This is a genomic window from Haladaptatus pallidirubidus (assembly GCF_020700235.1).
Lineage (GTDB): Archaea > Halobacteriota > Halobacteria > Halobacteriales > Haladaptataceae > Haladaptatus > Haladaptatus pallidirubidus.
In genome coordinates this window covers 2,247,465-2,272,221 of record NZ_CP085301.1, presented here as the reverse complement: position 1 = coordinate 2,272,221, position 24,757 = coordinate 2,247,465, and the positions used below count along the sequence as shown (strand labels likewise).

Annotated in this window: 23 protein-coding genes and 2 pseudogenes; 15 read left to right on the top strand and 10 right to left on the bottom strand. The window is 58.8% G+C overall.

The genetic code is table 11. The annotated features are described in order from the left end of the window. Nucleotides 1–8 precede the first annotated feature (8 nt). The 4 genes and pseudogenes from LIX15_RS33240 to LIX15_RS12310 all read right to left on the bottom strand — a co-directional run bounded on the left by LIX15_RS33240 (nucleotide 9) and on the right by LIX15_RS12310 (nucleotide 4,559). A pseudogene (locus LIX15_RS33240) lies at nucleotides 9–916 on the bottom strand (acetamidase/formamidase family protein). A gap of 47 nt (nucleotides 917–963) precedes the next feature. Then, on the bottom strand, nucleotides 964–1,956 hold the full coding sequence (locus tag LIX15_RS12320) for a glutathione S-transferase family protein (RefSeq protein WP_227776881.1): 993 nt from the start codon (nucleotides 1,954–1,956) through the stop codon (nucleotides 964–966). A 275-nt stretch (nucleotides 1,957–2,231) separates the two neighbouring features. Then, nucleotides 2,232–3,578, bottom strand: a complete 1,347-nt coding sequence (chrA, locus tag LIX15_RS12315) for a chromate efflux transporter (protein WP_227773483.1) — start codon at nucleotides 3,576–3,578, stop codon at nucleotides 2,232–2,234. An 87-nt stretch (nucleotides 3,579–3,665) separates the two neighbouring features. Continuing rightward, on the bottom strand, nucleotides 3,666–4,559 hold the full coding sequence (locus LIX15_RS12310) for a winged helix-turn-helix domain-containing protein (protein WP_227773482.1): 894 nt from the start codon (nucleotides 4,557–4,559) through the stop codon (nucleotides 3,666–3,668). Between the two features lie 145 nt (nucleotides 4,560–4,704). Between LIX15_RS12310 and LIX15_RS12305 the strand changes: the two genes are divergently transcribed. Then, a complete protein-coding gene (locus LIX15_RS12305; protein ID WP_227773481.1) occupies nucleotides 4,705–5,913 on the top strand; it encodes an MFS transporter in 1,209 nt (402 codons plus the stop codon). Between the two features lie 28 nt (nucleotides 5,914–5,941). Here LIX15_RS12305 and LIX15_RS12300 read toward each other — a convergent pair whose 3' ends face one another. Next, nucleotides 5,942–6,808, bottom strand: a complete 867-nt coding sequence (locus tag LIX15_RS12300; RefSeq protein ID WP_227773480.1) for a QcrA and Rieske domain-containing protein — start codon at nucleotides 6,806–6,808, stop codon at nucleotides 5,942–5,944. Between the two features lie 345 nt (nucleotides 6,809–7,153). Here LIX15_RS12300 and LIX15_RS12295 point away from each other — a divergent pair, with 345 nt between their 5' ends. From LIX15_RS12295 to LIX15_RS12285, 3 genes are all read left to right on the top strand, one after another. Then, the gene (locus LIX15_RS12295; RefSeq protein WP_227773479.1) at nucleotides 7,154–8,638 is read left to right on the top strand and encodes an ATPase domain-containing protein; all 1,485 of its coding nucleotides are present in this window, start codon (nucleotides 7,154–7,156) and stop codon (nucleotides 8,636–8,638) included. Then, nucleotides 8,628–8,993 (top strand): response regulator, encoded by a 366-nt coding sequence (locus tag LIX15_RS12290; RefSeq protein ID WP_227773478.1) that lies wholly within the window; start codon nucleotides 8,628–8,630, stop codon nucleotides 8,991–8,993. Before LIX15_RS12295 ends, LIX15_RS12290 begins: the two co-directional genes overlap by 11 nt. A 176-nt stretch (nucleotides 8,994–9,169) precedes the next feature. Then, a complete protein-coding gene (locus tag LIX15_RS12285) occupies nucleotides 9,170–9,916 on the top strand; it encodes a ribonuclease H-like domain-containing protein (protein WP_227773477.1) in 747 nt (248 codons plus the stop codon). 29 nt (nucleotides 9,917–9,945) lie between these two features. Here LIX15_RS12285 and LIX15_RS12280 read toward each other — a convergent pair whose 3' ends face one another. Then, nucleotides 9,946–10,605, bottom strand: a complete 660-nt coding sequence (locus LIX15_RS12280) for a cyclase family protein (protein WP_227773476.1) — start codon at nucleotides 10,603–10,605, stop codon at nucleotides 9,946–9,948. Between the two features lie 152 nt (nucleotides 10,606–10,757). Here LIX15_RS12280 and LIX15_RS12275 point away from each other — a divergent pair, with 152 nt between their 5' ends. From LIX15_RS12275 to LIX15_RS12265, 3 genes are all read left to right on the top strand, one after another. Next, nucleotides 10,758–12,233 (top strand): ATPase domain-containing protein, encoded by a 1,476-nt coding sequence (locus LIX15_RS12275; RefSeq protein WP_227773475.1) that lies wholly within the window; start codon nucleotides 10,758–10,760, stop codon nucleotides 12,231–12,233. After that, nucleotides 12,226–12,606 carry a response regulator gene (locus LIX15_RS12270; RefSeq protein ID WP_227773474.1) on the top strand — a complete coding sequence of 127 codons (381 nt, stop codon included), beginning with the start codon at nucleotides 12,226–12,228 and terminating at the stop codon, nucleotides 12,604–12,606. Before LIX15_RS12275 ends, LIX15_RS12270 begins: the two co-directional genes overlap by 8 nt. A gap of 106 nt (nucleotides 12,607–12,712) precedes the next feature. Beyond that, the gene (locus LIX15_RS12265) at nucleotides 12,713–12,910 is read left to right on the top strand and encodes a hypothetical protein (protein WP_227773473.1); all 198 of its coding nucleotides are present in this window, start codon (nucleotides 12,713–12,715) and stop codon (nucleotides 12,908–12,910) included. Between the two features lie 118 nt (nucleotides 12,911–13,028). Here LIX15_RS12265 and LIX15_RS12260 read toward each other — a convergent pair whose 3' ends face one another. Beyond that, on the bottom strand, nucleotides 13,029–13,769 hold the full coding sequence (locus LIX15_RS12260) for an HFX_2341 family transcriptional regulator domain-containing protein (RefSeq protein ID WP_227773472.1): 741 nt from the start codon (nucleotides 13,767–13,769) through the stop codon (nucleotides 13,029–13,031). 127 nt (nucleotides 13,770–13,896) lie between these two features. On the opposite strand from LIX15_RS12260, the pseudogene LIX15_RS33235 reads away from it, so the two are divergent. The 3 genes and pseudogenes from LIX15_RS33235 to LIX15_RS12245 form a co-directional block, all read left to right on the top strand. Beyond that, nucleotides 13,897–14,379 (top strand): annotated as a pseudogene (locus LIX15_RS33235) (outer membrane protein assembly factor BamB family protein); the annotation flags it as partial. Nucleotides 14,380–14,410: 31 nt separating this feature from the next. Next, entirely contained in the window at nucleotides 14,411–14,734 is a 324-nt protein-coding gene (locus LIX15_RS12250) for an outer membrane protein assembly factor BamB family protein (RefSeq protein ID WP_227773471.1), read from the top strand. Further along, a complete protein-coding gene (locus LIX15_RS12245; RefSeq protein WP_227773470.1) occupies nucleotides 14,731–15,123 on the top strand; it encodes a hypothetical protein in 393 nt (130 codons plus the stop codon). The genes LIX15_RS12250 and LIX15_RS12245 overlap by 4 nt, the downstream gene beginning before the upstream one ends. A gap of 50 nt (nucleotides 15,124–15,173) precedes the next feature. On the opposite strand, the gene LIX15_RS12240 is transcribed toward LIX15_RS12245, so the two are convergent. After that, nucleotides 15,174–16,436, bottom strand: a complete 1,263-nt coding sequence (locus LIX15_RS12240; protein ID WP_227773469.1) for an MFS transporter — start codon at nucleotides 16,434–16,436, stop codon at nucleotides 15,174–15,176. A gap of 325 nt (nucleotides 16,437–16,761) precedes the next feature. On the opposite strand from LIX15_RS12240, the gene LIX15_RS12235 reads away from it, so the two are divergent. Next, complete coding sequence (locus tag LIX15_RS12235; protein WP_227773468.1) at nucleotides 16,762–17,826, top strand: twin-arginine translocation signal domain-containing protein; 1,065 nt, start codon at nucleotides 16,762–16,764, stop codon at nucleotides 17,824–17,826. Nucleotides 17,827–17,865: 39 nt separating this feature from the next. On the opposite strand, the gene LIX15_RS12230 is transcribed toward LIX15_RS12235, so the two are convergent. Beyond that, nucleotides 17,866–19,281, bottom strand: a complete 1,416-nt coding sequence (locus tag LIX15_RS12230) for an ABC transporter permease family protein (RefSeq protein WP_227773467.1) — start codon at nucleotides 19,279–19,281, stop codon at nucleotides 17,866–17,868. 514 nt (nucleotides 19,282–19,795) lie between these two features. On the opposite strand from LIX15_RS12230, the gene LIX15_RS12225 reads away from it, so the two are divergent. The 4 genes from LIX15_RS12225 (at nucleotide 19,796) to LIX15_RS12210 (ending at nucleotide 23,790) form a co-directional block, all read left to right on the top strand. Next, nucleotides 19,796–21,031: an MFS transporter gene (locus LIX15_RS12225; RefSeq protein WP_345412651.1), complete on the top strand. Its 1,236-nt coding sequence runs from the start codon at nucleotides 19,796–19,798 to the stop codon at nucleotides 21,029–21,031. Between the two features lie 311 nt (nucleotides 21,032–21,342). After that, nucleotides 21,343–21,492 (top strand): hypothetical protein, encoded by a 150-nt coding sequence (locus LIX15_RS12220; RefSeq protein WP_227773465.1) that lies wholly within the window; start codon nucleotides 21,343–21,345, stop codon nucleotides 21,490–21,492. 263 nt (nucleotides 21,493–21,755) lie between these two features. Then, on the top strand, nucleotides 21,756–22,829 hold the full coding sequence (pdhA, locus tag LIX15_RS12215; RefSeq protein WP_227773464.1) for a pyruvate dehydrogenase (acetyl-transferring) E1 component subunit alpha: 1,074 nt from the start codon (nucleotides 21,756–21,758) through the stop codon (nucleotides 22,827–22,829). Further along, nucleotides 22,822–23,790 (top strand): alpha-ketoacid dehydrogenase subunit beta, encoded by a 969-nt coding sequence (locus tag LIX15_RS12210; protein ID WP_227773463.1) that lies wholly within the window; start codon nucleotides 22,822–22,824, stop codon nucleotides 23,788–23,790. The genes pdhA and LIX15_RS12210 overlap by 8 nt, the downstream gene beginning before the upstream one ends. Before the next feature lie 432 nt (nucleotides 23,791–24,222). On the opposite strand, the gene LIX15_RS12205 is transcribed toward LIX15_RS12210, so the two are convergent. Continuing rightward, on the bottom strand, nucleotides 24,223–24,585 hold the full coding sequence (locus tag LIX15_RS12205; RefSeq protein WP_227773462.1) for a HalOD1 output domain-containing protein: 363 nt from the start codon (nucleotides 24,583–24,585) through the stop codon (nucleotides 24,223–24,225). Nucleotides 24,586–24,757 lie beyond the last annotated feature (172 nt).

Sequence of the window (24,757 nt, the reverse complement as noted above, 5' to 3'; positions counted from 1 at the left end):
CCGACCGCTTAGAACGGCGAGGAAAGGTACCTCTTCGGAATCGAATTTCTGACCGTGACGAGCGGGTCAACCACCTGCGAGATTTCCAATCCGCCGACGAGACTCGAAAACAGGTGAGCGTCAGTCTCATCGAACCCGTGTTCAGTTGCGAGCAGGGCAATCGCGTCCTCGTTCGCCAACCGACACGCCGCTTTGAGGGTTTCCGCGCTCGCGATTGTTTTCCAGGCCTCCGCGGTTTCGACCACGGGCCGTGAGAGTTCGAACGCGGGATCCGACAACACCGTCACCGTGACGTCGATGTCCGTGCCGATTTCCGCCCCGGTTCCGCACATCTCCCCGTCGGCCATCGCCGCTTTCGAGTCGCCCATCGCGAGCATCGCACCCTCCTGAAACACCGGGAAGTAAGCGGTCGTTCCGCCGGTCATATCCGTCGTATCGAGGTTTCCGCCGTGGTCGTGCGGCACGAGCGTCGTGTACGATTCGTCCGCCGGAGCGACTCCAATCGTGCCGATGCAGGGTCGAATCGGTACGTCGATTTCGCCGAATCGAATCGAGTCGCTTTCTACCGGCGTCACTCTGGTTCTCGGTTCCTCGATGTCGGGGAATCGTGCAGGAGGCCGAACCCCGGAATCGTCAGCACTCGCCCGCGGTCTTCGGTGACCCGCACGTCCTCGATTTCGACTTTCAGCACGTCGCCCGGCTCCGCGCCTTCGACTGCAACCGGTCCGGTGGCGCCGTTGACTTCGGCGGGAACGTCGGCGACGAAGTCACTGTCCTCCTGTACCGCGCCGCCGAGACTGTCTACGGTTTCGACGGTCAGCGATTCGCCGCTTTCCGCAGTGTACACCGGTTCGATGTCGGGCGTAAATTCGTAAATGAGGCCGTCCTCGTCGTGGGACACCGTCTGTCGTGCCATGATATTCTTTAACAATCGAGATTCCAAAAAACCACGTTTGGGTGATGCTATTGCCGAAGTTCTTTCGGCGGCCCGCCTGCCAATCGCTCCCGGTCGTGTTCGTTCTCAAAGTCGAGTTCCGGCCCCTTCGGAACGATTTGTTTCGGATTGATGTCGGTGTGGCTCCGGTAGTAGTGTTCCTTGATGTGGTCCATTCGAACCGTCTCTGCGACACCCGGCAATTGGTACAACTCCTTCAGGTAGTTCCGCATATTCGGATAGTCCGTGATTCGTCGCAGGTTACATTTGAAATGCGTCGCGTACACCGCGTCGAATCGCACGAGTGTCGTGAACATCGCGAAATCGGCTTCCGTCAGTTTCTCCCCGACGAGATACCGCTGGTCGGCGAGGACGGTCTCCCAGTGGTCTAACGCGTCGAACAACTCGGTTACCGCCGTTTCGTACGCCGATTGGGTGTCCGCGAATCCCGCCCGATAGACGCCGTTGTTGACGGGTTCGTAAATCGCCTCGATGGTTTCGTCCACTTCACCGCGGTACGCCTCGGGATAGAACGTCACGTCCCGCTCCGCCACGCTGTCGAATGCGGTGTCCAACATCCGCATGATATCCGCCGACTCGTTGTTGACGATGGTTTCTTTCCGTTTGTCCCACAGCACCGGCACCGTCACGCGGCCCGTAAACTCCGGGTCTGCTTCGGTGTACACGTCCCGCAGATATTCCGTCCCGTTGACGGTGTCCGCGGTACATCCCGATCTTTCGGGCGAGAACTCCCATCCGTCGTCTCGCCGGTAGGGATCGACTATCGACACCGAAATCGCGTCTTCGAGTCCTTTCAGAGCTCTCGTGACCAGCGTCCGGTGCGCCCACGGACAGGCGTATGAGACGTAGAGATGGTATCGCCCCGACTCTGACGGAAATTCGGCGTCCTCGTCGGCTTCGACCCACTCCCGAAACGTCGTGGTCTGTCGCTCGAACTCGCCCTCGTCGTTCGTCGTTTCGTAGGCGTCCGTCTGCCACTCCCCGTCCACGAGGATTCTCATGGTTCGATGTAGGGTCGTTTCCGTCTTAGTCGTGCGGTTCCCCCGCGTTCCTTCCGGGTCTTTCATCGCACCGATGCACCGCGACTCGCCTTAAAACCGCTATCGCACCGTAATTCCGGCTGCGGAGAAAGAGAGTATTTTAGCTATCTCGGCTCTATTGCTTTCTGTCTATCTATATGGATAGATTTCTGGAAAGTTACCTGGATGGATTTCCAGAAATCCGCACGAATGGGACGGATTCCACCGCTTAATACGATCCAGCTCCCGTCGAATTTTCAGAGCAGGTAAAATACCGCGAAGCCGACGAACCCGCCGCCGAGGATGAGCGTCGCCGCTTGCACCCCGCGGACGAACAGCACGAAGGTCGCGACTGCGAGTGCGGCGGTGAGCGGGTCGATGATTGCCTCCCGTGCCAGCGAGACGGTCGCTCCCAAAATCGCACCGACGACAGCGGCGTTGATTCCGACCAGTGCAATCCTGACCTGCGGATTGTCGCGCACTTTCGCCACGTAAGGGAACATCGCCACGATGAATACGAACGAGGGTGCGAACGCCGCAAGTGCGGCGACGAATGCGCCGAGGACGGCCATCGGAACGCCCTGCGGAAGCAGTAACTCGTAGCCGACGAACGCGGTCGTCATCACCACCGGACCGGGGGTCAGTTGGCCGAGTGCGATGCCGTCCACGAACGTCGCGGTGTCCATCCACCCGAACTCGATGACGACGTACTTCTCGATAAAGGGGATGAGCACCAGTCCGCCGCCGTAGATGAACGACCCGGTGTAAAGCATGAACAGGACGAGTTTTAGCCACGTGTTCGCCCACAGCGTTCCGACGATGCTGGCGACTGTGCCGTACACGCCGGTTCGTCTGGCCCCAGAAGATGCGAGGTCAACGATTCTGTCGCGGGCGAGATACAGTCCTGTGAGTGAGAGGCTGACGATTGCCGCGAGCGACACGCGGTCGAGGTTCGACGCGACCCACTCACGGCGATAGACGAGGAGGGCAACTACGCCGGCCACCGCGAACTCCAGCACCGGATTCGGGTTGAACAGAACCGTCGCGACGAGTGCGGCGACGAGCAGGAAGAGCAGCTTCACGTCTATCGTCCACGAATCGCCGCCGATTTCGAACGCGAAATCGGCTTCCGCCTGCCCCAGCGCGCTTCGCGCCATCGAGTAGGCCGACCCGACGATAAGGCCGATGACGACGGGATTGACGGCGTAGAGCAGTCCGTTCTGTATCGCGGGCAGTTCCCCGTAGGCGAAATACAGGTACGAGAGCGCGATGATGATGGCGAAGGCCGGAAGCATGAAACACGACCCGGCGACGATCGCGCCGGGGGTTCCGCCGCGAACCCATCCCATGAATATCCCGAGCTGCGTCGAGGCCGGACCGGGAAGCATGTTGCAGATGGCGAGACCTTCCATGAACGTCGATTCGTCCGACCACTCCCGGCTGCTCTCGCCGACGAGTTCGTCCTCCATCATGGCGATGTGGACCAGCGGCCCGCCGAATCCCACGAACCCAATTTTCAGGAAAAATCGCGCTATTTCGCGGAGGTTCGCCGAGGAGGGGGAGCCCTTGTAACGATATTCGGGACTCCCGGTTTCGTCGACCATCGCCTTCGACTGCTTCGTTTTCGGCTATAAAGCTTCGCCTGGGTGGTCTCTGGAGATTGCGGGTGACAATTGGCGTCCTGTCGGTGTTTAATTGCGAGTGCCGTCTTGCGGTTTCAACCGTCTGCTTTCGGTGATAGTGAAATCTTCGTCAAGCGTGAGAGTAAGTTCGTCTCCCGCCTCTCGAATCGTCAGTCGTATCTCAGTCGGTTCTTCCGAAATCAGTTCTACTCCCGAGTCGCTCATACAGAAATCGAGCTTCCAGTGGGGAATCGTGGTGATGTCTTTGCCGTGGTCGTAGAAGAACGAAATCACGGCGGGGTGGTCGATGACGGTTTCCCCGACGGTCGTTTTCAAGAATCCGCCACAGCGATTGCAGGTGTGAACGATTCGAACGTCAGAATCCGTTTCATCTGCCGAGGATTCGCCGGAAAGTTCGTGGTTGACCGTACTCGCACACCACGGACAGACGCCATCGCGGAGATTCCCGACCATTCGGCGCGTCCAGCGATCGAACGCCCAGAGTCGTTCGTCGTCGGTTCGATTGCCGAGTCCGGCCGGGAGAAAGGGCGAACTAAACAGAGTTTCGTCGCAGGTCGAACAGCGTGCGTAGAAAACCTGATTCTCGTAGGTCAGTTGGAGCCGATTTTCACAGTTGGGGCAGGATTCATTGAGCGAAATCGGGTCAATTGACTCGGTTCCAGCCACACTCCCTAACATCGTTCGATACAGTGCAATTCCGCTAGCGAGATGAGTGTACCCGTCGTCGACTTGCCGGATGAAAGTTCCAGCGAGTTGGTTTAGATGGTACTGAAACTGGCCGCTGTCGCGCATCCCGACGGCGTCTTTCAGTTCCGTGAATGTCGCCGTCCACTCCGGCGCGTTCCAGAGCGCGAAGAGGATTTCCAGTCGGGTTTCGTCCGCCAGCAGTTGGAAGGCGTCTCGAACGTGTTCGTCGGCTGGTTCGACTGCCGCGGAATCCATCGACTGAAACGACGCGAAGAGCCGAACAAAAGCTACTGATTGGTGTCGGAGACGACTGTAAATCGTGTAATTTCGACAACTGAACTGATTTTCTACGAGCGATTATTACCCTCGTCTGCTTCTTCGATTACGAACACTACACTCGATGTCACAACACGCTCACGCATCCATCGATTCACTCGTCCTTCGGTTCTACGGCTATCGCGGCCTCACCTCCGGTGGATTCGTCTACCCGATTCTCACGGTGCACGCGCTCTCGCAAGGGCTCGACCTCGCTGGCGTCGGCCTCGCCGCCGGGATGTTCTTCGCCGGAACGCTCCTCGGCGAGATTCCGACCGGCTACGTTGGCGACCGAATCGGTCGCCGAAACAGCCTCTTCGTCGGTTCCGTCCTCATCTCCGTAACCCACTTCGGTTTCGCGTTCGTCGATTCTCTCGTCGGGTTCGTCTCCTTCTGGGGATTCTGGGGCGTCGCCGCCACCTTCCGATCGGGAAGCACCGACGCGTGGCTGTACGACATGCTAAACGACCACGACGCGACCGGTTCGTACACCCGCGTTCGCGGGAGAGCCACCGGCGTCTTCTACGCTTCCGCCGCGGTTTCCGCCTTGGTCGGTGGTGCGCTCTACGAACAGTGGTCGGCCCTACCGTTTTTGTTCGCAGGCGTGCTGACCGCGATTGGCGCGCTGGTCGTGCTGACGCTTCCGGAACCCGACGCCTCCCGTTCGGACGAGGGATTTTCGCTCGCAGAAGCGCGAACCGCACTCGTCTCGGTCGTTTCGAACCCGACGGTTCGGTCGTTCGTCATCCTCTCCGGAATCGTTCTCGCGGTACCGGAAACGGTCGAGGTGTTCGTTCAACCGGTGGCGCTGTCCATCGGATTTCGGCCGTCCACACTCGGCCCGCTGTACGCGGGCCTCATGCTCGCCGCGGCGGTCGGTTCCTCGACCGCCGCCGCGATCGGCCGCCGAATCGGCGTTAGGAGATGGTTTGTGGTGGGGCCGACGGCGAGCGCCGTCGGCCTCCTCGTCGCTAGTTCCGTTCCCGCCGTCGCCCTGCCCGTGTTCTTTCTTTCTCGCGGGGCTAACACGGTCACGGACACGCTCGGAAGCACGTTCGTCAACGACCGAGTCGCCTCCCGCGGACGAGCGACAACGCTCAGCGGCGTCTCGATGGTTCACGCGCTCGTCTTTCTGGTCGCCAGAACCGCTGGCGGCGCGATGGCGAACGTCACCTCGCCGCTGGTCACACTGGCCGGTTTCGGGTGTTTCGCAGTCGGCGCCGTCGCGGTTATCCGTGCGACGGCGAACCCGTTTTCGGCGCGTCCAACCGTGCGGCCCGAACGGGCCGATTGACCATCGTGACTGGTGGCGTCGAAGGGTCTTATTCACTGGAGCTTCCGGAGTCGTCATCGGGCCGCGGAAGCGCGACGAACGACGTTCGTTCGATACTGAACGGGTCGTACACCGACTGGTGGCACGGACAGTAAATCTCGTCCGCGGCACCGAACTTCGCACTTCCGGGGTCGCCCTTGAACAGCGGCACGCAGCAGAAATGCGTGCATTTGTCCATGATGGCAATGAAGCCGCTCTGCGTGCTTGCGCCCAACCACTGGTTGTTGTTGGCCATCTCCTCGACTCGTGTACTTCTGATGATTTGTACGGGAATCGTGCCGCTCGCGGGAACCTCCTGTGAGCGCCACGTCGCGACGGCGGGTTTTCCGAGTCCCGACTGCCCGATTTCGTTCCCCCACGACTCGTAATCTTCGAAATCGCTGACGTTGACGATGGCTCCACCCTCTACCTCCGACGACTGCCATTCGTACTGTGAGGACGGCGCGTAGCGGAAATAGTTATCTTGGTCTGCGTCCGGCGCGATGCCGGGATACGTCTGGACGCCGCAGTACTGGAACCACTCCGACGAGTACGTGACGCCGCCAATTTGCTGTTCGGCGACGGTTATCGTGCGACCTTCCTGTTGCTCCTCTTTTAACTCCGGCCAGAGACCTTTCACGTCTCCATTGTCCTCTACTTCGACCGGAATCTGCGGCATCGGTCGCGGTGCCGGTCCCGCGGTGTTTTCGACGCCGTAGTACTGAACGATACCACCCCCTGCGCCGGACGGTGCCGTCGCGGATTTTAGCGTTGCAACCGTTCCAGTCCCGATACCTGCCAACGCCGCGCTTCCGACGACCCCCTTGACGAAGCGACGACGTGACGTGTCTTCCGGATATTTATCCGCCTCTGACATCGTGTTGTTCACCCTGCGTGGTCCGTTGTGGGAACCTCGCGAAATCTACGAGATTCCCGCTCAGCGCTACCACGCAATCGTAGAAGATACGGATTCATCGCCCTTTGTTATTCGTCCCCCATCTGCTATTCCGGATCGCGTACTCCGAAGTCCGCCCGAGTAATGTTACATTTAATGATATATACAATTACGACGGATGCGTCGGATTTTCTCCGATATAGTATCTTTAGTTATAGATTTGTGCATCGAAATCGATTAAAGCGACGTAACGACTCCCTCTCCGCTATTTCTTCCTTTCACGCCCAATAGAGATATATGCGTATTACGGTGATTCTATACTAGGGTATGATCCACAGTCCACCAGAGCGAATATCGACGGGCGTGTCTGGACTGGACGAGATACTGCACAGTGGACTTATTCCAGGACGGAGTTATCTCGTTCGGGGCGACCCGGGAACAGGAAAGACGATTCTCGGAATGAACTACCTCACCGCCGGTGTCGAGGTCGATGAGACGGTTCTGTTTGTCAACTTAGAAGAATCAGAGGAGGACATCCGAGCGAACGCAGTAACGTTGGGAATCGACCTCTCCGACGTTCACTTTCTCGATTTGAGCCCGGATTCTGATATCTTCGTTGACGACCAATCATACGATATTTTCTCGCCGAGCGAAGTCGAACAGGAACCGCTTACCACGGCGATTACCGAGCGTGTCGAGTCGATAGCACCCGACCGGGTGTTCATCGACCCGCTGACGAAACTTCGTCATCTCACGTCGGATACCTATCAGTTCCGAAAGCAAGTCATGGCGTTCATGCGCTACCTGAAAGAACAAGGGGCGACGATACTGCTCACCTCGGAGAGTACGCCGGATTCACCCGACCACGACCTACAGTACATGACCGACGGCACCATCCAACTCGAACAGCCAGATATGAGCCGCGTCATTTCGGTGCCGAAATTTCGCGGGTCGTCCATCAGGGAAGGAAAACACTCGATGCGAATCGAACAGGGTGGTCTCGCCGTCTATCCGGAACTGACGACGGTCGGTCACGACGCCGAGTTCGTCGCCGAACCGATTCCGTCCGGCGTCACCGAAATCGACGACCTGCTTAACGGCGGTATCGAGCGCGGGACGGTCACGGTGTTGAGCGGCCCGACTGGGGTCGGCAAGACAACCGCCGGAACCCAGTTTATGAAGGAGGCCGCAAGCAGGGGCGAACGGTCGGTTATCTACATGTTCGAGGAAAGCACGGAGACGTTCATGCGCCGAAATGAGGCCATCGATATCCCCGTCGGGGAAATGATGGAACAAGGCGCGCTCGAAGTCGAAGAGGTCGAACCCTTAGACCACTCGGCGATGGAGTTCGCCCGCGAAGTTCGGAACGAAGTCAAGAAGAACGAGACGGACATCGTCATGATAGACGGCTTGCAGGGGTACAAGCTCTCGGTCAGCGGTGAGAACGACGAGATGCTCGTTAGAAAGCTTCACACGCTGTCGCGCTACCTCAAGGATATGGGCGTCTCCGTCATCCTCGTGGACGAAATCCAATCCGTCACCGGCGAGTTCCAAGCCACTGAAGCCGGAATCAGTTACCTCGCCGACAACATCGTCTTCTTGCGCCATCTCGAAATTGCTGGCGAGATGCGAAAAGCTATCGGCGTGTTGAAAAAGCGGACGAGCGATTTCGAGCGCACGCTCCGCGAGTTCAAAATCACCGACCACGGCCTCGAAGTCGGCGAACCGCTCACCGGGCTTCGGGGCGTTCTGTCGGGCGCGCCGGAGTGGACCGGACCCAAATCCGCCTCCACACTTGAAAATGGGCGGTAGCTCCGTTGTTCTCGTCCTTAGCAAGAACGAACAAAACCTCGAACTGCTCTCCAACCTCGTCGACCAAGAAGGTTGCACGGCGCGTCTCACGACCACCGTCGAGGAGTTCGACGCCGCTCTCTGCGAGGACGAATCGATCGAAATCGCCATCCTCGATATGGAGGGGTTTTCGGCGGACTTGTGGAAACGATGCGGCTATCTGCACGAACAAGGTGCTCAATCCGTTGTCTTCACCCCATCGACACCCGCGCACGTTCGACGCGAGGCGATCAGCCGCGGCGTTCGTTCCATCCTCGAAAAACCGGTCGATACAGTCGACCTTCGGGCGACGATTCGCGGGATGTTGATGCGGTGATCTAAAATTCTTCGCTCTTGATACTTCAGATGACTCCCCGATCAGGTTACATTCACCGTTCAATGAGACAAGAACGATAGATACTCCGGATTCGGGTTCGTCGTTGCTGTCACCTCGCTGGTTATTTTCGCCCGCAAGAGACAACGTCTTTAAGCCTCTCGTCAAATCATCCGGCAATGCGAATCGAGAACAGTTTCATTCCCGTCCGCGGGGTGGGCGAGAAGACGGAGCAGAAACTGTGGCAAAACGGGGCAACCGATTGGGACGAGTTCGATCCGTCGCTCGTCGGCAACGCGACGGGTGACAGAATCGAGTCGTTCATCGCCACGGCGAGCGAGCAACTGGACGACGGCAATTCGCGGTACTTCGCGTCCGAATTTCCGAGCGGCGAGAACTGGCGACTGTACGAGAACTTTCGGGAGAGCACCTGTTTTTTCGACATCGAAACGACCGGCCTGAGCAAGTATTCGAGCGTCGTCACGACCGTCAGTTTGCATCGAGGCGGCGAGACGAAGACGCTCGTTCGCGGCGACGACCTCACGACCGATGCCCTCCGGCACGAGTTTTCAGAATCCGACCTGCTCGTTTCGTTCAATGGCAAGCGGTTCGACCAACCGTTTTTGGAACACAACTTCGACCTGTCGATGGACGCCCCACACCTCGATTTGATGTATACCTGTAAGCGACTCGGCCTCTCCGGCGGCTTGAGCGCGGTGGAAAACGAACTCGGCGTCGGCCGCGGCGGCATGGATATCGGCGGGCGGGACGCGGTTCGACTCTGGCACCAGTACGAGGCGGGCGACGAGGAGGCGCTGGACACCCTCGTTCGGTACAACCAGTACGACACGCAGAATTTGAAAACCATTTTGAATACTGTTACGGAGACGCTTCACGACGACGTGTTCGCATGCCATCTGCCCTGAGCGCAACCGCGGGAGAGCCCCGTTTACGCTCAATACTCCGCAACCGCACGAATCGGCGCACCATCGGCATTCCGCACAGAAAGCGGCAATGCGGAGAGCGCGAACCGACGCGGCAATCCGTCGAGATTGGTCAGATTTTCCACGATGAGGTGGTCGGTTTCGAGCAGTTCGTGGTGGGCGGGAACGCCCGTCGGTTCGTCGGCGTCTTCAGGCCCCGGTTCGTCGGTCGCGTTTTCGCTTGGCGTCGGGTCGACGTTTAGCGCGTCGATGCCGACGTGGTAGTCGTGGTTTGCGCACCACCTCGCGGTTTCGGCTGTCAGATAGGGGTGGTTGAAATAGTCGTCAGTTCCCCAATGGGCGTCCCATCCGGTGTAAAAGACGAGCAGGTCGTCGTCGGTCGATTCGGGAAGGTCGGCGGGGCGAATCGGTTCGCGTGCCTCTTTCTCCCGACAGTCAACCAGCAGTGCGTCGAAAACGAACGTTTCGATAGGAAACGAATCGAGAGTTCGGCCCTCGGGTTCGGTGTGGCGAGGCGCATCGACGTGGGTTCCGCTGTGGGTTCCGAGTTCGAGGTCGGTGACCCGATAGCCGTCCGCCTTGTGGGTGGCGTGCGGCGTGCAGTTCACGGGCGGGTCGCCGGGGTACACCGTCGCGCCCGAGTGGAGCGAATGCGAACAATCGCGGTACATCCTCGTTTGTTCGAATGCGCCGTCGAAATAAAACTGCGCTGGTTGTTCGAATTTTATAAATCATTGAACGACTACCACACTTAGATGTTTTCGAGACTGCGCACTTCGGTAGAAATATACCGTTCCACTGAGCAGGTATAGCAACGCTGCGCATGAGTAACAGCCAACTGACAAAAATACCGACCGGAACATCGGGGCTCGACGAAATTTTGCGAGGGGGGTTCATTGCGAAACGAAGCTACCTTCTTCGAGGCGACCCGGGGACAGGAAAGACGATTCTCGGAATGAACTATCTCACCGCCGGCGTCGAGGCCGGTGAGACGGTTCTGTTCGTCAACCTTGAGGAAACCGCGGATGACATTCGGGACAACGCATCGACGCTCGACATCGACCTCTCGAACGTTCACTTTCTCGATTTGAGTCCGGATTCTGACGTGTTCGTCGATGAACAATCATACGATATTTTCAGACCGAGCGAAGTCGAACAGGAACCGCTTACGCGGGCAATTACGGAGCGGGTCGAATCCATCGACCCCGACCGGGTGTTCATTGACCCGCTCACCCGTCTGCGGCATCTGACCTCGGACGAGTATCAGTTCCGAAAGCAGGTCATCGCGTTTATGCACTATCTGAAAGAGCAGGGTGCGACGGTTCTCTTTACCTCCCAACACAGCGACGAATCATCTGACGACGACTTGCAGTACATGACCGACGGCACGATTGAACTGAAACATTCCACGCACGGGCGTACCATCAGCGTCCCGAAATTCCGCGGCTCGTCGGTCAACGAGGGCGACCACGCTATGCGAATTCAATCGGGGGGCCTCGCGGTGTATCCAAACATTTCACCGATCAACCACTCCCGAACGTTCGAAATCGAATCCGTCTCTTCGGGCGTTCCAGAAGTCGACCAACTGCTCCACGGCGGTCTCGAACGCGGGACCATCAGCATCTTTAGCGGCCCGACCGGCGTCGGGAAGACGACGGTCGGTACGCAGTTCATGAAAGAGGCCGCGGGCAGAGGTGAGCGGTCCGTCATGTATATGTTCGAGGAAACGCTGGAGACGTTCCGCCAACGGAGCGAAACCATCAACATCCCGGTCAAACAGATGCAAGAACAGGGGTCGCTCGAAGTGGAGGAGATGAAACCCCTCGACTGCTCCGCCACCGAGTTCGCCTACCGAGTTCGGAAAGACGTGGAGGAAAACGACACCAGCATCGTCATGATTGACGGTATCGACGGCTACAAGCTCTCCCTTCGGGAAGACAACGAACGCGTGTTGGTGAGAAAACTCCACTCGCTCTGTCGCTACCTCAAGAACATGGGCGTTACCGTCATCCTCGTGGACGAAATCGACACCATCACCGGCGAGTTCCAAGCCACGGAAGCCGGAATCAGCTATCTCGCGGACAATATAATCTTTCTGCGCCACCTCGAAGTTACGGGCGAGATGCGAAAGGCCATCGGCGTGTTGAAAAAGCGAACGAGCGACTTCGAGCGCACGCTCCGCGAGTTCGAAATCACCGAACATGGTCTCAAAGTTGGAGAACCACTCACCCAACTCAACAGCGTTCTCTCGGGTTCGCCGGAGATGGCCCAACAGTCATCGGAGACGCACGATGGGTGAGGCGGCACTCATCCTCGCTCTCGGGAAGCGCGAACGAAACCTCGAACTGCTCGCCGGATTACTCGAAAACGGCGGCTACGACGTCGAAATAGCGACGAGCATGGACGAGTTCGACGAACTGCTCTCCGTTCGGGACGACGTGGCGCTCGCCGTCCTCGACGTGGACGGCTTCACCGAGGACATCTGGAAGCGGTGCGAACAACTCAACAACCGCGACATTCCGATGCTTGTCCTCGCCGCGCAGATACCGCCAGCGATGCGTCAGAAGGCGGTCAGCAGGGGCGCACAAACGATTCTCGAAAAGCCGGTGGACAAGGCGGATTTGCAGGCGACGATACGCGGTCTGATGGAATACATTCGGATGAACGGATAGCGGTCGAGGTAACTCCGGCGGAGTGACCGAATTGGTACACTTCAGGCGAAGAGTCTACGGGCGTGCTAATTTTTTGTGGAGAAGTGATTTGCCGTGGGGCAAACCGATGACGAGTAGCGTCCGTCCGACGACGATTGATGGGGAGGGCCGAAGCGTCGGCGGGGATTCAGGGGTGGTCGTGGAGGTTCGGCGAACTGGACTCGGTTGTACCGGAGTCCAGCGAGGGTCGAAGTGGGGGGGAACCAACGCCCGGGTATCGTCGGGGACGCGTGGGGGAGGGCGCTACGTCGTCATCAACTACTGATTCGTTCGATACCTATTCAGTACTATCACAAAACTATCGATAGTATCAAAACTATTCATAATCTCATTACTTCGCATACTATTCTAACTAATAATTGCTTTCGAAGTGTCTATTCTCATTATAGTTTATGTCGAAACGCACGAAGCACGTCCCGGCCCGTTTCGGTCAGCGTCACCTGTTTTTGGCGGCCAACTTTTGAGACGTTCACGTAGCCATCTCCGGCGAGTGGGTCGACGATATTGGCGTTTAACAGTGCGAACTTCGCCTTGTCGTTCGCTGGGCTGCTCTCCGAGATGAACGACAACTCTGCGCTCTCGGCGTAGTTGATGATGTCCTTTTTCTTCGGTGTGTACACTTCCGTGTCTGCCTCCTCCAAGTAATCCATCACGGCGACTTGGTCGCGCGTCGGTGATTCGATTGGATATGTCGGGAGAACTTCTTCGCCGACGTAGCCGTAGCTTTGGCGTTCGTCCCGGTCTTGGTGCGCGTATCCTTCCGGTTCGACGTAGTACGCCGTGGCGTTCGTCGCCATGCAGGCGATTGCCGCGCCGACAGCGGAGAGCTTCGACCCGCTCGAAACGTTCACGCGCACGATGTCGTCCTCGTGGTCGGAGACGAGCGTCGTCACAACGCCGAGCACGTCGTAGATGTCGAGCAGATCGACGGCCTCGCTTCGAACGTCGATACCGTCGTTCGCCAGAACCGATTTCAGTTCGTCGTGATACACCGGGCGCTCGTTCGGCGGGCCGTCGTGTTCGAGAAGATAGAGGACATCGACACCGTGTTTTCGAACCGGTTCGACGATTCGGTCGTACTCGTACCCGAGCGGAGCGATGTGAACTTCGTCGATGGACTGCATTACTCGGTCGTTCACCCGCGACTCGTTAAATCCAATGGATGTTGGTGTCTATTGTTCGCTATTCCTCTTCGTTTCCAAGGACGAGTGCGAATGAGACGACCGACACGAGCAGTAATGCCAGTACGAAATAGCCGCACCACGTGCCCGTCGGAAGCGAGACGGGGGCGACGAACGACAGGGAGGCGTATGCTACAGCGCGCGACCGGGTCTATACTCCGTTGTCGATGTCCGTGCCGAGTGGAAGCTCGTAGCAGGCAGTTTCTTCCGCGAAATTCTCCGCGTCGGAAACACCATTTTCATTTCGGCACGGGTCGGCAGTTCGGACGGTCTCGTCGCATTGGATGCAGAGAGCGGGATTCCGCGCTGGGAATCCAACCGAGATTGGGTTCCTCTCGCCTGCATGGACAGCGTTTTCGTCGGAACCGGGGATTCGGGTTCAGTCGCTGGTGGTCTCGACGCGAAAACTGGCGACAAACTCTGGGAACTGTCCCGAACTGGATTCCCCGGTAACGCCCCCTCTCCTCTTCTCTCCGTCCCCACTATTGCAAACGGAACGCTCTACGGCGGCACCAAAACGCTCCATGCGGTGGACGTTCAGGACGGAACGGTAAAGTGGTCGGCTGATGCGGTCGGGTTCGTGGATGACGACCGACGGGGACGCCGTTTACCCCGCCCGAGACGGTCACATCGTCGCGCTCGACGCGTCCGATGGAACCACGCGATGGGACGCGTCGACCAACCTATTGACCGACGTTTCCGGCCTCGCAGTCACAAACGAGGCGATTTACGCCGGGGTCGATTCCGGTGTTGTCGCACTGGATTCCGAAACCGGTGAGCAACTGTTCGCGTTCAGTTCGGATTCGGCAGTCGGCGGCAGTCCGCCTGCCGTCGTCGGTGACAGGGTGTGCGTCGGCATTGGCGAAACGATGGTCGCACTGGAGGAAACAAGACTGACGAGGGCATGATAAGCGGTGCAGGTAAAAACCGTGCCATCCGGCGCATCAGAACCGCACTCGACAAACCACTTCGCATCCTCGGTGTCTGGTGGTGTCTGGCCATCTCCGTCAGTAGCTTTCTCACCATGTTTCTTAACGCGTGGTTCGTCCATCCACTTCCGCTCTCGCCATTGGATTTCGGGTCGATTGGAACGCTCTTCGTCGCCGTCCTTTTCGTCGCGTACCGTCCCAATGTCGGATTCGGAAAAACGTTCGCGTTCAGCATCGTCACGCTGGTCGTTTTCACTGTACTCAGTTTTGTTACCGCGGGTGAATTTTTCCTCGACTCCGATGTTTTCGGGTCGATGTACCCTGCTCTCGACATCGCGCTTCTCTCGATAGCCGCGGTTTTGTTCTGATACGCGCTGGTTTTGCGAACGATTGAGCCGTCGGAATGATTCAAAACGGATCATTTCGAAAGTGCGGTCGCACCGGCGAACAGTACCGAACCGGCCATCATGACCGCGAGCAGGCCGAACGCGACGGCGAATCCGGCCCCGTCAGCGATGACCCCGACGACCGCTGGCGCAATTGCGCCGACGCCCATCAGTAAGGTTCGAACGAGGCCGAGGCCGCCGCCGGCTACGTCGCCCGGAATCGTCGCTGAGAGGTAGGCACCGCGAATCGGGCGAAAGCCGTGACTCCCGAGTCCGAACGCGACGACGGTTGCCCCGAGGACGAGCGCGCTCGCTTGTCCGACGACGACTAACATTCCGAGTGAACCCGCCGCGACGGCGAGAACCGCGATGGTGAGCGGCAGTCGTCCGATTCGGTCGGAGAGGTCGCCGGTGACGATTTGGACGAAACTCACGGCGAACAGCGCGCTGTAGACGAGCGAGGCGGTTCCGTCGGTCAACCCCCGGTCGGTAAGGTAGAGGGGGAGGAACGCCACGACGCCGTTGTACGCGAAGCCGAAACAGAGCGTCACCCCGACGAACAGCGAGAGTCGACGGTTTTGGAACAGCGAGAGGTACCGCTTGAACGCGATGTTCGTCTCCGAGTTCGCTCCCGAATTCGTTTCGGAACCGGCGCGATTCGGGTTGTTCGCGCCGCCAGTGCCGTCGATGTCGGCGTCGTCACGCCCATCCGATGCCCGGCGCGGGACGTGTGAGAAAACGCCAGCAGCGAGCGCGACCCCCGTGATTGCGCCGACGAGAAAGAGCGCGTGCCAGTCTCCCGCATCCGTTACGACAACGACCGCGGTAGGTGCCGCGACTCCGCCAAACGTGCCGAGGGTGTCGAACAGGCCGAGAGCGCGCCCGGTTTTGTTCGGGTAGACGCGCGCTAGCAGTCTGATGGAAACCGTCTTGTGGACGCCCGTCCCGAAGCCGATGAGGAGCATTCCGCCGAGGAGGACGGCTAACGGCGCGGCAATTCCGAGAATCAGTGCGCCGCTTGCTGCGACCACCGAACCCGCCACGATGACCTGTACCGCCCCGAACCGATCGGCGAGGACTCCGCTTGGAAACTGCATAAGCGAGTAGCCTATCATCATCGCCGTGAACGCCGCTCCGAGAAATGCGTTCGAAACGCCGAACTCCGCCTGATAGACGGGAAACAGGGCCGGAAGGGCGTACCGGAGAAACTTCGCGAGAAACCAAATTCCGGCCGTCAGCAACAGTGTGTCGTAGTGGAAAACGCGCCAAAATCGGTCGGACACACCAGTTGCCATCACCCTACTGCTCTCTATGCGACCAATAAAAAGTGGACGGAAGCGGCGATACAGACCGCCCTGGAAGAATAACGAGTGATAGAACGTCTCTCGTATCTCTTCCTTGTCGCGAGAACTACTTAAACGGATCCGCCTGAATTCGGACGGGTGATTTCCGAAACGCACGCCGCGGGCCGACGAACTCACTTACCGACTGCGAAGGCGATTTCCTGTCGGCAACAGCGGTCCGAAACCGTTGAAACCGAGCCGTCGGGTTTCGATGCCGATATCGGATTCGACCCCCGAACCAACACCCTCATTCGAACGCTCGCACAACTGTCTCTTAATGCACCGTCGAACGTTTCTCCGCACCGGAACGGCACTTGCAGGAGGAACCGCCCTCACGGGTTGTCTCGAATCGCTTGGATTTCGGACGCAGTCCGCGTGGCGCGACCCGCCTATCGTCGAAAACCGCCCCGACGCCGTCTACTACCCCGCCTACATGGAGGGGATGGAAATGTACGGAATGGCCGAAGGCGGAGAGTTCTGCTTCGCCCTGATGTACTCCTATCCCCATCGGTTCTGGAACGTCGCCGGTCGGTCGAGCAACAAGGTCGTCGTCCAGTCGGACGACTCTCTCCATCTCATGCTTTCCCTCTGGGACGCGAAGACGAACACCGTCGTTCCCGCGGACATGCAGTTGACGATTACGAAAGGCGAGGAGACGGTCGATGACCGCGCTCCGTGGCCGATGCTGTCTCAGACTATGGGGTTTCACTACGGAGATAACGTCACGCTCGACGGCGACGGTTCGTACACCGCGACGATAGAGGTCGGGTCGATAGGGGCGCGCCGAACCGGAGAATACGCCTCCCGATTGGAAGACGGCGCGTCCGCGACCATCGACTTCGATTTCGACACCGAGCAGGTGTACGACGTGGAGTACCGAGAAACCGGCGACAAACAGGGTTCCCGTGATGCGCTCGAACCGATGATGGAGGACGTTCCCGCGGGTCGCGCGCCCGGCCCGCGGGAACTGCCGGGAACCGTCCTCGGAACGGAATCGTCTGGGGACGCGGATTTCGTCGCTACGATTATCGAACCGTCGAACCGATTCACCGACGGAAACAAACCTTATCTCGCGGTGTCGCCGCGGACGCCCTACAATCGAATCGTGCTCCCCCGGATGTCGCTTTCCGCGAAACTGGTTCGAAACGAAAAGACGGTTTCGAAGGCATCGCTCACTTCGGCGCTTGACCCGAAACTCGACAACCATTACGGAACCGCCGTCGAGGACATCCAATCCGGTGATACGCTACGACTCACGGTCGATTCGCCGCCGCAGGTCGCTCGTCACGACGGCTACGAGACGGCGTTCATGGGAATGGCGCCGATGGAGTTCACCGTCTGAGGTTCGCATTCGGTGTTCGGGAATTACGCGAACGCGAATCTACGACACGAATGCCGGGTCTACCGTCCGAAGCGAGATGAGCCACAAACTGACGACGGTATACGCAATCATCACGACGATAAACGGGTACTGACTTCGAACCGCTTGGATTCGGCTGGGAAACGTCGCGTAGGCTTCTGCGTGCGCGAGCCACACCGCGAGCACGTGACCGACGAGAATGAACGCGATGGTGAGGCCGCCGAACCACCCCGGTCGGGTCAACACGAGCGGATTCGCGGACGGCGAAAACGGCGAGACGACTGAACCGACGAACGACGGAAGCAAGGAGACGAAAAAGCCGAAGTAGTGCGCGAGGTGGTATCCCGCGGCGATGGCGAGTAGGGGCGGTGCAAATCGAACGGCCATCGTCCGCGGCGTAAGGTATGTTTCACCGGTTTTCCGGGCGAGTTGGGCCGCCAGCCAGAACGCCCCAAGGAAGAGGAGGTAGCCACCGACGAACAGCGCGCCGTAGACGACGAGCGGCGGAACTCCCCACCCGACGACTGCACTGATGAACTCGACGCCGGTTGTCGTGGTGACGAACCCGCTGAATGTGAGTTCCCATATCAGCGCGACGATAAACGCGATGTCGGCCGTCTTCGATACGATTCCCGATTCGGGAAGGTCGAATCCCGGCGGGCGAAGTGATACACCGTTTTCAGACCAGCGGAGCGGCCCGACGCTTCCGTAGAACCGGAACGTAACCGACAACGGGTCGGCGTTCGAAAACCACGATTTCGGCGTGTAAAAGAGCGCCCCGGCGAGCGTGACGATGGAATACGCACAAATCGCGGTCGCGAGCAGTGCGGGCTCCTTGTTGACGGGCGTAACCGTTTCCAGCCACACGAGGGCCAGCAGTCCGGCGACTGCTGGCCACCGTCCGAGACGGGCCGGATACCGACGACCGAGATTGGGCAGCAGTTCGGCTATCGTCCGCCACGGGTTCAGGGCGGGCCAGACGTTTCCGACGAGGTAGACGACCATCGTTAGCCCCGCGCGGACGCCCGCGAACACGAGGATAACGGCGGCGTTCGCGGTCGGAACTTGCGGGCCGACGAATCCTCGATAAACGATGATTACGAGTCCGGCAACGCCGACGAATCGGGCGAGGTATACGATTCCCTGCCGGAGCGGCAGCTGTGCCGAAACCGGTTTCCGCCAGTCGTGCACCGACCGAATGAACTCCCGGTCCGTGATGACGCTCGCTAAGAGGGCCGACGCGCCGATAACCGCCCCGCCGGTCGCCAAGTACAACCACTGTGGCACCGCGAGCGTCTCGCTCGAAGCGTCCGAAAGCCCGACGGCCGCGTTGCTCGCAATCACTACGTCGATGAGCGCGAGGCCGAAGAAACACCCGATTACGGCGGTTCCGAGCGACCGTACGGTCGCGTGCCAAGGAGGCTCGTTGGAGGCCATCGAATATCGATAGTTCGTGGCGCACTGCTGTTGTAGTTGTCGAAGGGATGTTTCTCCCTAACCTGCTCTCTTCCCGTTCCGCTACGGTCGGTCGTATTCCACCGTCAGCGTTCCGTTGACCTGCTCCTCGTCCCAAAGAACGCCGTCCGCTTTCGTCCGGAGTTCGGTAAGCGCTTCCGCATCATGCGTCGTCAAATCGATGCTCAGGAGCACACAGCCGAAATCATCGAACCGGCTCGCAGCCGAACCGATGAACGAGATGCCCGTTGAGGGTCGTATCTGTCAGAACACAGCACGGCGAGCGGTGTTTCCGAACTCTTTTTGAGACATTTGGGTAATTAGTAAGAGTGATGGATACGAACAGGCCGCCCTCTCTCTTTTCTTCTGCTGTTCCCGCGGCGGATTTCACAGCAACGACGATCCGCACTGACCCGGAGAGAGTGGTGTCACGAGAAGCCGAGTGGAAACGATGGTGAGGCCACTCCCGAGACGCCTGGACGAGGCCGCCGAGCGGATGTCCAATCGATTCCGGAGAGCGGTCGGCGGTCAGTACGTCGTCATCGGCGCGGTCATCGTCAGCACGTTTTTCATCGGCTTCGGCGGCGGCGTGATTTTTCCGATCTTACCGAACCTCGGCGCTGTCCTCGGTATTTCCCCGTTCTTGGTCGGGATAATTCTGAGCGCAAATCGGTTTTCGCGGCTGTTCGCGAACGCACCGGCCGGTAGTCTCGTCGATCGAGTTGGAACGAGAAAACCGTTCGTCATCGGCATGTTCGTTCAGGGGTTCGCCACCTTCGGTTACGTGTTCGCCATGCTCGCCCCAATCCCCGAAGCTTGGTTTCTGGCTGCGCGGCTCCTCTGGGGCGTCGGGAGCGCGCTCGTCTTCGCGACCGCCTACACGATTGCCGCCGACGTTAGCGACGGCGGCTCGCGCGCGGCGAACATGGGACTCATCAGAGGAGGCGTTCTCTTCGGCTTTCCGACGGGCGTGGTGATGGGCGGTATCGTGAGCGAACTCTTTGGAACCGTCGTCGCCTTCGTCGTCGCCACCGTCTTCGCCTTTTTCGCCAGCGTCGTCGCGCACGTGACGGTTCCCGAAACGCACGTCGAAGGGGGAGTCGATAAGTCGGTCAAACCGTGGGACATCAACACGAGTCTCCCCGCCCTCACGGTCGGAATGGTGAATTTCTCGGTCTTGTTCGTCTACATCGGCGCGTTGTTCGCCACGCTCGTGGTGTTCCTCGACCAAAATCAGCTCAGCGTCTTTGGGTTCGACGCGCAGGGGTCGTCGGGCATTTTCATGGGTATCACTGTAATCGCCGCGGGGGTATCAATGTACTTCGGCGGCTACGTGAGCGACCGCAAACAGTCGCGTGTCCCGATACTCCTCTGCTTTCTGGGTGCCACGTCGCTCGGATTCGTTCTCCTCACCGCCGCGGATTCGATACCAACCCTGGTGGTCGCCTGCCTGTTCGTCGGTATCGGACAGGGAGGGACGAGCGGGCCGCTGATGGCGCTGTTAGGTGACCTCGTTCCCGACGGCGAGATGGGACGTGCCGTGGGAACAAACAACGTGTTTGGAGATATTGGCGGTGGATTCGGCCCGATAGTTACGCTCCCGCTGGTCGATAGCATCGGTTTCTGGCCCATTTATCTCTCCTGTGCGGCTCTTCCGCTGTTCGCGGCGATTATCCTCCTCGGCGGCGTCCGCCGAGAAACCGGTCGCTTTCTTCCGAGCGTCGAGCCGTAAGACCTCGTAGGTGGTACCCATTCGCTGCAATCTCGGAGTGCAGGAATCGCAACTGGTATCCTTTCGAAATCGACGTCGGTAGACGTTCGTTGTAGTCGGCCTTATCTGCGTCTTTATTTCCTTTCGATGGTCGTACCGTTCGATCGGTCTCCGTGCCTGATTTGGTGGCTCTACCGGCCTCGGGTACCAGTCGCATTCCAACCTCCAGGGCCGATGGCATATCCTGCCACTCACCGTACGCAATCAGTGATGCACCCCGGTGTACTGCTACCAGATACGATCCCGTCCACCGAGGTCGGAGACACGGTTCGATGCTCTCGAAGCGATTCCTGAACGATTCCTGTACATCGACCTCGCTCGCGCTCTTGCATCCGGGTGGAACGAGGATTCTCGGCGTTTTCTTGACGACGGACGCGGAACAGGATGTTGAGGCCTGCGATTGTTCGGAGCGGGCACCTTGATTCCGATACATTACACCGATTGCGAGGTGTTTTTGGTCGCCGCTATCCGACTTTCAGCGACCGGTCGGGAAAGCCGGTTCGGGTGACCGCGTCGCATACGTCGCGCACGGCGATACGTACACGTTCGAAATCTCCACAGACCGGCGGTAGGCTAGTCGCTCGGAAACCGATAATCCTTCACCGGAGAGACGGCAACAGCACCGGCGTTTTCGCTCCAAAATCTGCCAGAAGCGGGTTAAGGCTGTGGAACGACTACCGTTGCCATGCCCATCGAGGACATTGCCCAGTTCACAATCAAATCCGTACAGGTGCTCTCCGAAGAGGGTACCGTCGATGAAGACCTCGCCCCCTCGCTGACCGATGACCAACTACTGGAGATGTACGAACAGATGAAACGCTCCCGTCGCCTCGACGAGCGGGCCATCTCGCTACAGCGCCGTGGCGAACTGGGAACATACGCCCCCGCTATCGGACAGGAGGCGGCGCAGGTCGCCAGCGCATTTGCCTTGGCGGATGACGACTGGCTCGTCCCGTCCTTTCGCGAACAGGCCGCGCTCCTTGCTCGCGGTACCCCGCCGCATCAAATTCTCTGGTACGCACTGGGGATGGAAGAAGGAGCGGTGATTCCGGCGGGTAAACACGCGTTTCCGCCAGCTATTCCCGTCGGAACCCAGCCACTGCACGCCGTCGGAATCGGCTGGGGGGAGGCGTTACAGGGTCGGTCGAACGTCGCCATCACGTACTTCGGCGACGGTGCGACCAGCGAGGGAGACGTTTACGAAGCGCTCAATTTCGCCGGAGTTTACGGCGCTCAAACGGTCTTTATCTGCCAGAACAATCGATACGCCATCTCGACCCGACTTGCGAACCAAACAGCCGCGGAGACGCTTGCACAGAAAGCCGTCGCGGCGGGTATCGACGGCGTCCGCGTTGACGGTAACGACGTTCTGGCGGTCTACCGCGTCGCACGGAACGCCATCGAGAAGGCCCGAAATGGGGAACCGACGCTAATCGAGACTCTCACGTATCGTCGCTCGATGCACACGACTTCCGACGACCCGTCCGTCTACCGGGAGGCCCAGGAAGAAGAGGAGTGGGAGGCCCGCGACCCAATCGTTCGCTTCCAAGTGTTCCTCATGGAACGAGGGGTACTCGACGAGGAGACGAAATCCGAAATCGACGAGCGCATCGAAACAGAAATCGGCGATGCGATCGACCGAGCGAAGACGGGACGTGAGGAAATCGACCCGGCGGATATGTTTCGATTTGCCTATGGGGAGATGCCGCCGGAAGTCGAACGGCAGTTCGAAGCGTTCGAGGGTGGTATGCATGGCTGAACGGCTCAGAATGATCGAAGCCGTCCGCGAGACGTTGCGGTCGGAGTTGGAACGCGACGACGACGTTATCGTTTACGGGGAGGATGTCGGTCGCGCCGGTGGGGTGTTCCGAGCGACCGAAGGACTCATTCACGACTATCCGAACCGAGTGTTCGATGCACCGGTTGCGGAGGCTGGCATCGTCGGGGTCGGGGTCGGTCTCGCCGCCACGGGATTACGACCGGTTCCGGAAATCCAGTTCCAGAGCTTCCTGTACCAGGGATTCCACCAACTCGCTCAGCACGTCGCACGCATCCGAAGTCGAACTCGAGGGTCGGTCGAGTGTCCGATGACGATACGGACGCCCTACGGCGGTGGTATTCATGCGCTGGAGCTTCACTCCGAGAGCTTCGAAGCCGGATTCGCCCACATTCCCGGTTTGAAAGTAGTTTTTCCCTCGTCACCGGCGGAGACGAAAGGTCTGCTCACGGCTGCCATTCGACATCCTGACCCCGTTGTATTCATGGAGCCGACCCGTCTATACCGGTCGTTCCGCGAGGACGTCCCGGACGATTACGAAATCCTACTGGGCGAGGCACGGGTCGTTGAACCCGGCGACGACGTTACGGTCATCGCTTGGGGGTCGATGTTGCGCGAGACGCTCGACGCCGTCGAAACCATCGACGCCGACGTCGAGGTTATTGACCCTCGAACGCTGTATCCGCTCGATACGGAGACGATCGTTAACTCCGTAAAGAAAACGGGGCGGTGCGCCGTAGTCCACGAGGCACCGATGACTGCCGGAATGGGGGCGGAAATTACTGCCCGAATCACCGAAGAGGCGTTTCTCTATCTCGAAGCACCGACGGAGCGCGTAACCGGGTACGACGTACCGTTTCCGTTGTTCGCACGGGAAGACGACTACGTGCCCGACGCCGACCGCATCACGGAGGGAATCCGCCGAGTCATGGAATTCGGGTGATGCCCCCCTACTACGGCTGTCACTGTCGAAGCGGTCATCGAAGAGTAGGACGGATTGACCACCGCTGTTCTACTGTCTCAGGCGAGTTACTCGTCTATATCGAACCGATTGTGTCGTTCGTGGGTTTCATTAACGGGACTCGAACTAATCGAAATGCCCCGATCCGACGTACTCCGGGATTGATAGAACTCTCTCCGCCCTCAATTATCCGGACCGGGATTTATTATAGCAATATACGATTTATAAAAACGTAAAATACCGTTTTCAGCTGGTAGAGGGGATATTGTGGAGTATTTCACTGGAAGTAGTGGTGTGTGGGTTACTTCCGCCTTCGTTTGTAAGCGGAAGTGGAACTCGGCGGGTCGCTGCCCTCGGGGAAACATATTTCGTCCGTTCACAAGGTACATCTCTTCAGAATTTGGATTTCTGCCCTCAAGGCCATCCTAGGTGAGAAGGGAATGTTCGTCTTCGAATACCGCTGTTTTGGATAACCTCCTCTATGTCCACGGGGATAGTAATACTCTCGTCACTCCTGATAATCACCCGATGACCTGAGGCAGAAAACTTGATCACCAGATTTCCCTCTTCTTGACCAATTACCGCGGTATCGAACAATGTATCGAGCGCTTCGGGATCGATCGACTCGTAGAGTAACTTAAGTTCCGCTGGCGCAACCCCTTCGACCGCTGCAAGTGCCTGGACTACTGCCTTACTTGGTGGTTCGTCGCTGGAATATCGCGTGTGAAACGCGTTTTCGGAATCGTCTGGTGGTGAATCGTCCCCTCGGTCGGTCATTTTCACCTGAGTTCCTTGAACGAGTTACTGGGTCATGGTGGGCTATTTTGGGACAAGAGTTACTTTGTGATGCTTCCCGCATGAGGACTCTAGCGAAGAGACTCTGGAACCGGCTTAGTGGGTCGGATCAAACGGACTTTTACTTATGTGCAACGCACAATGGGTAGTCGAG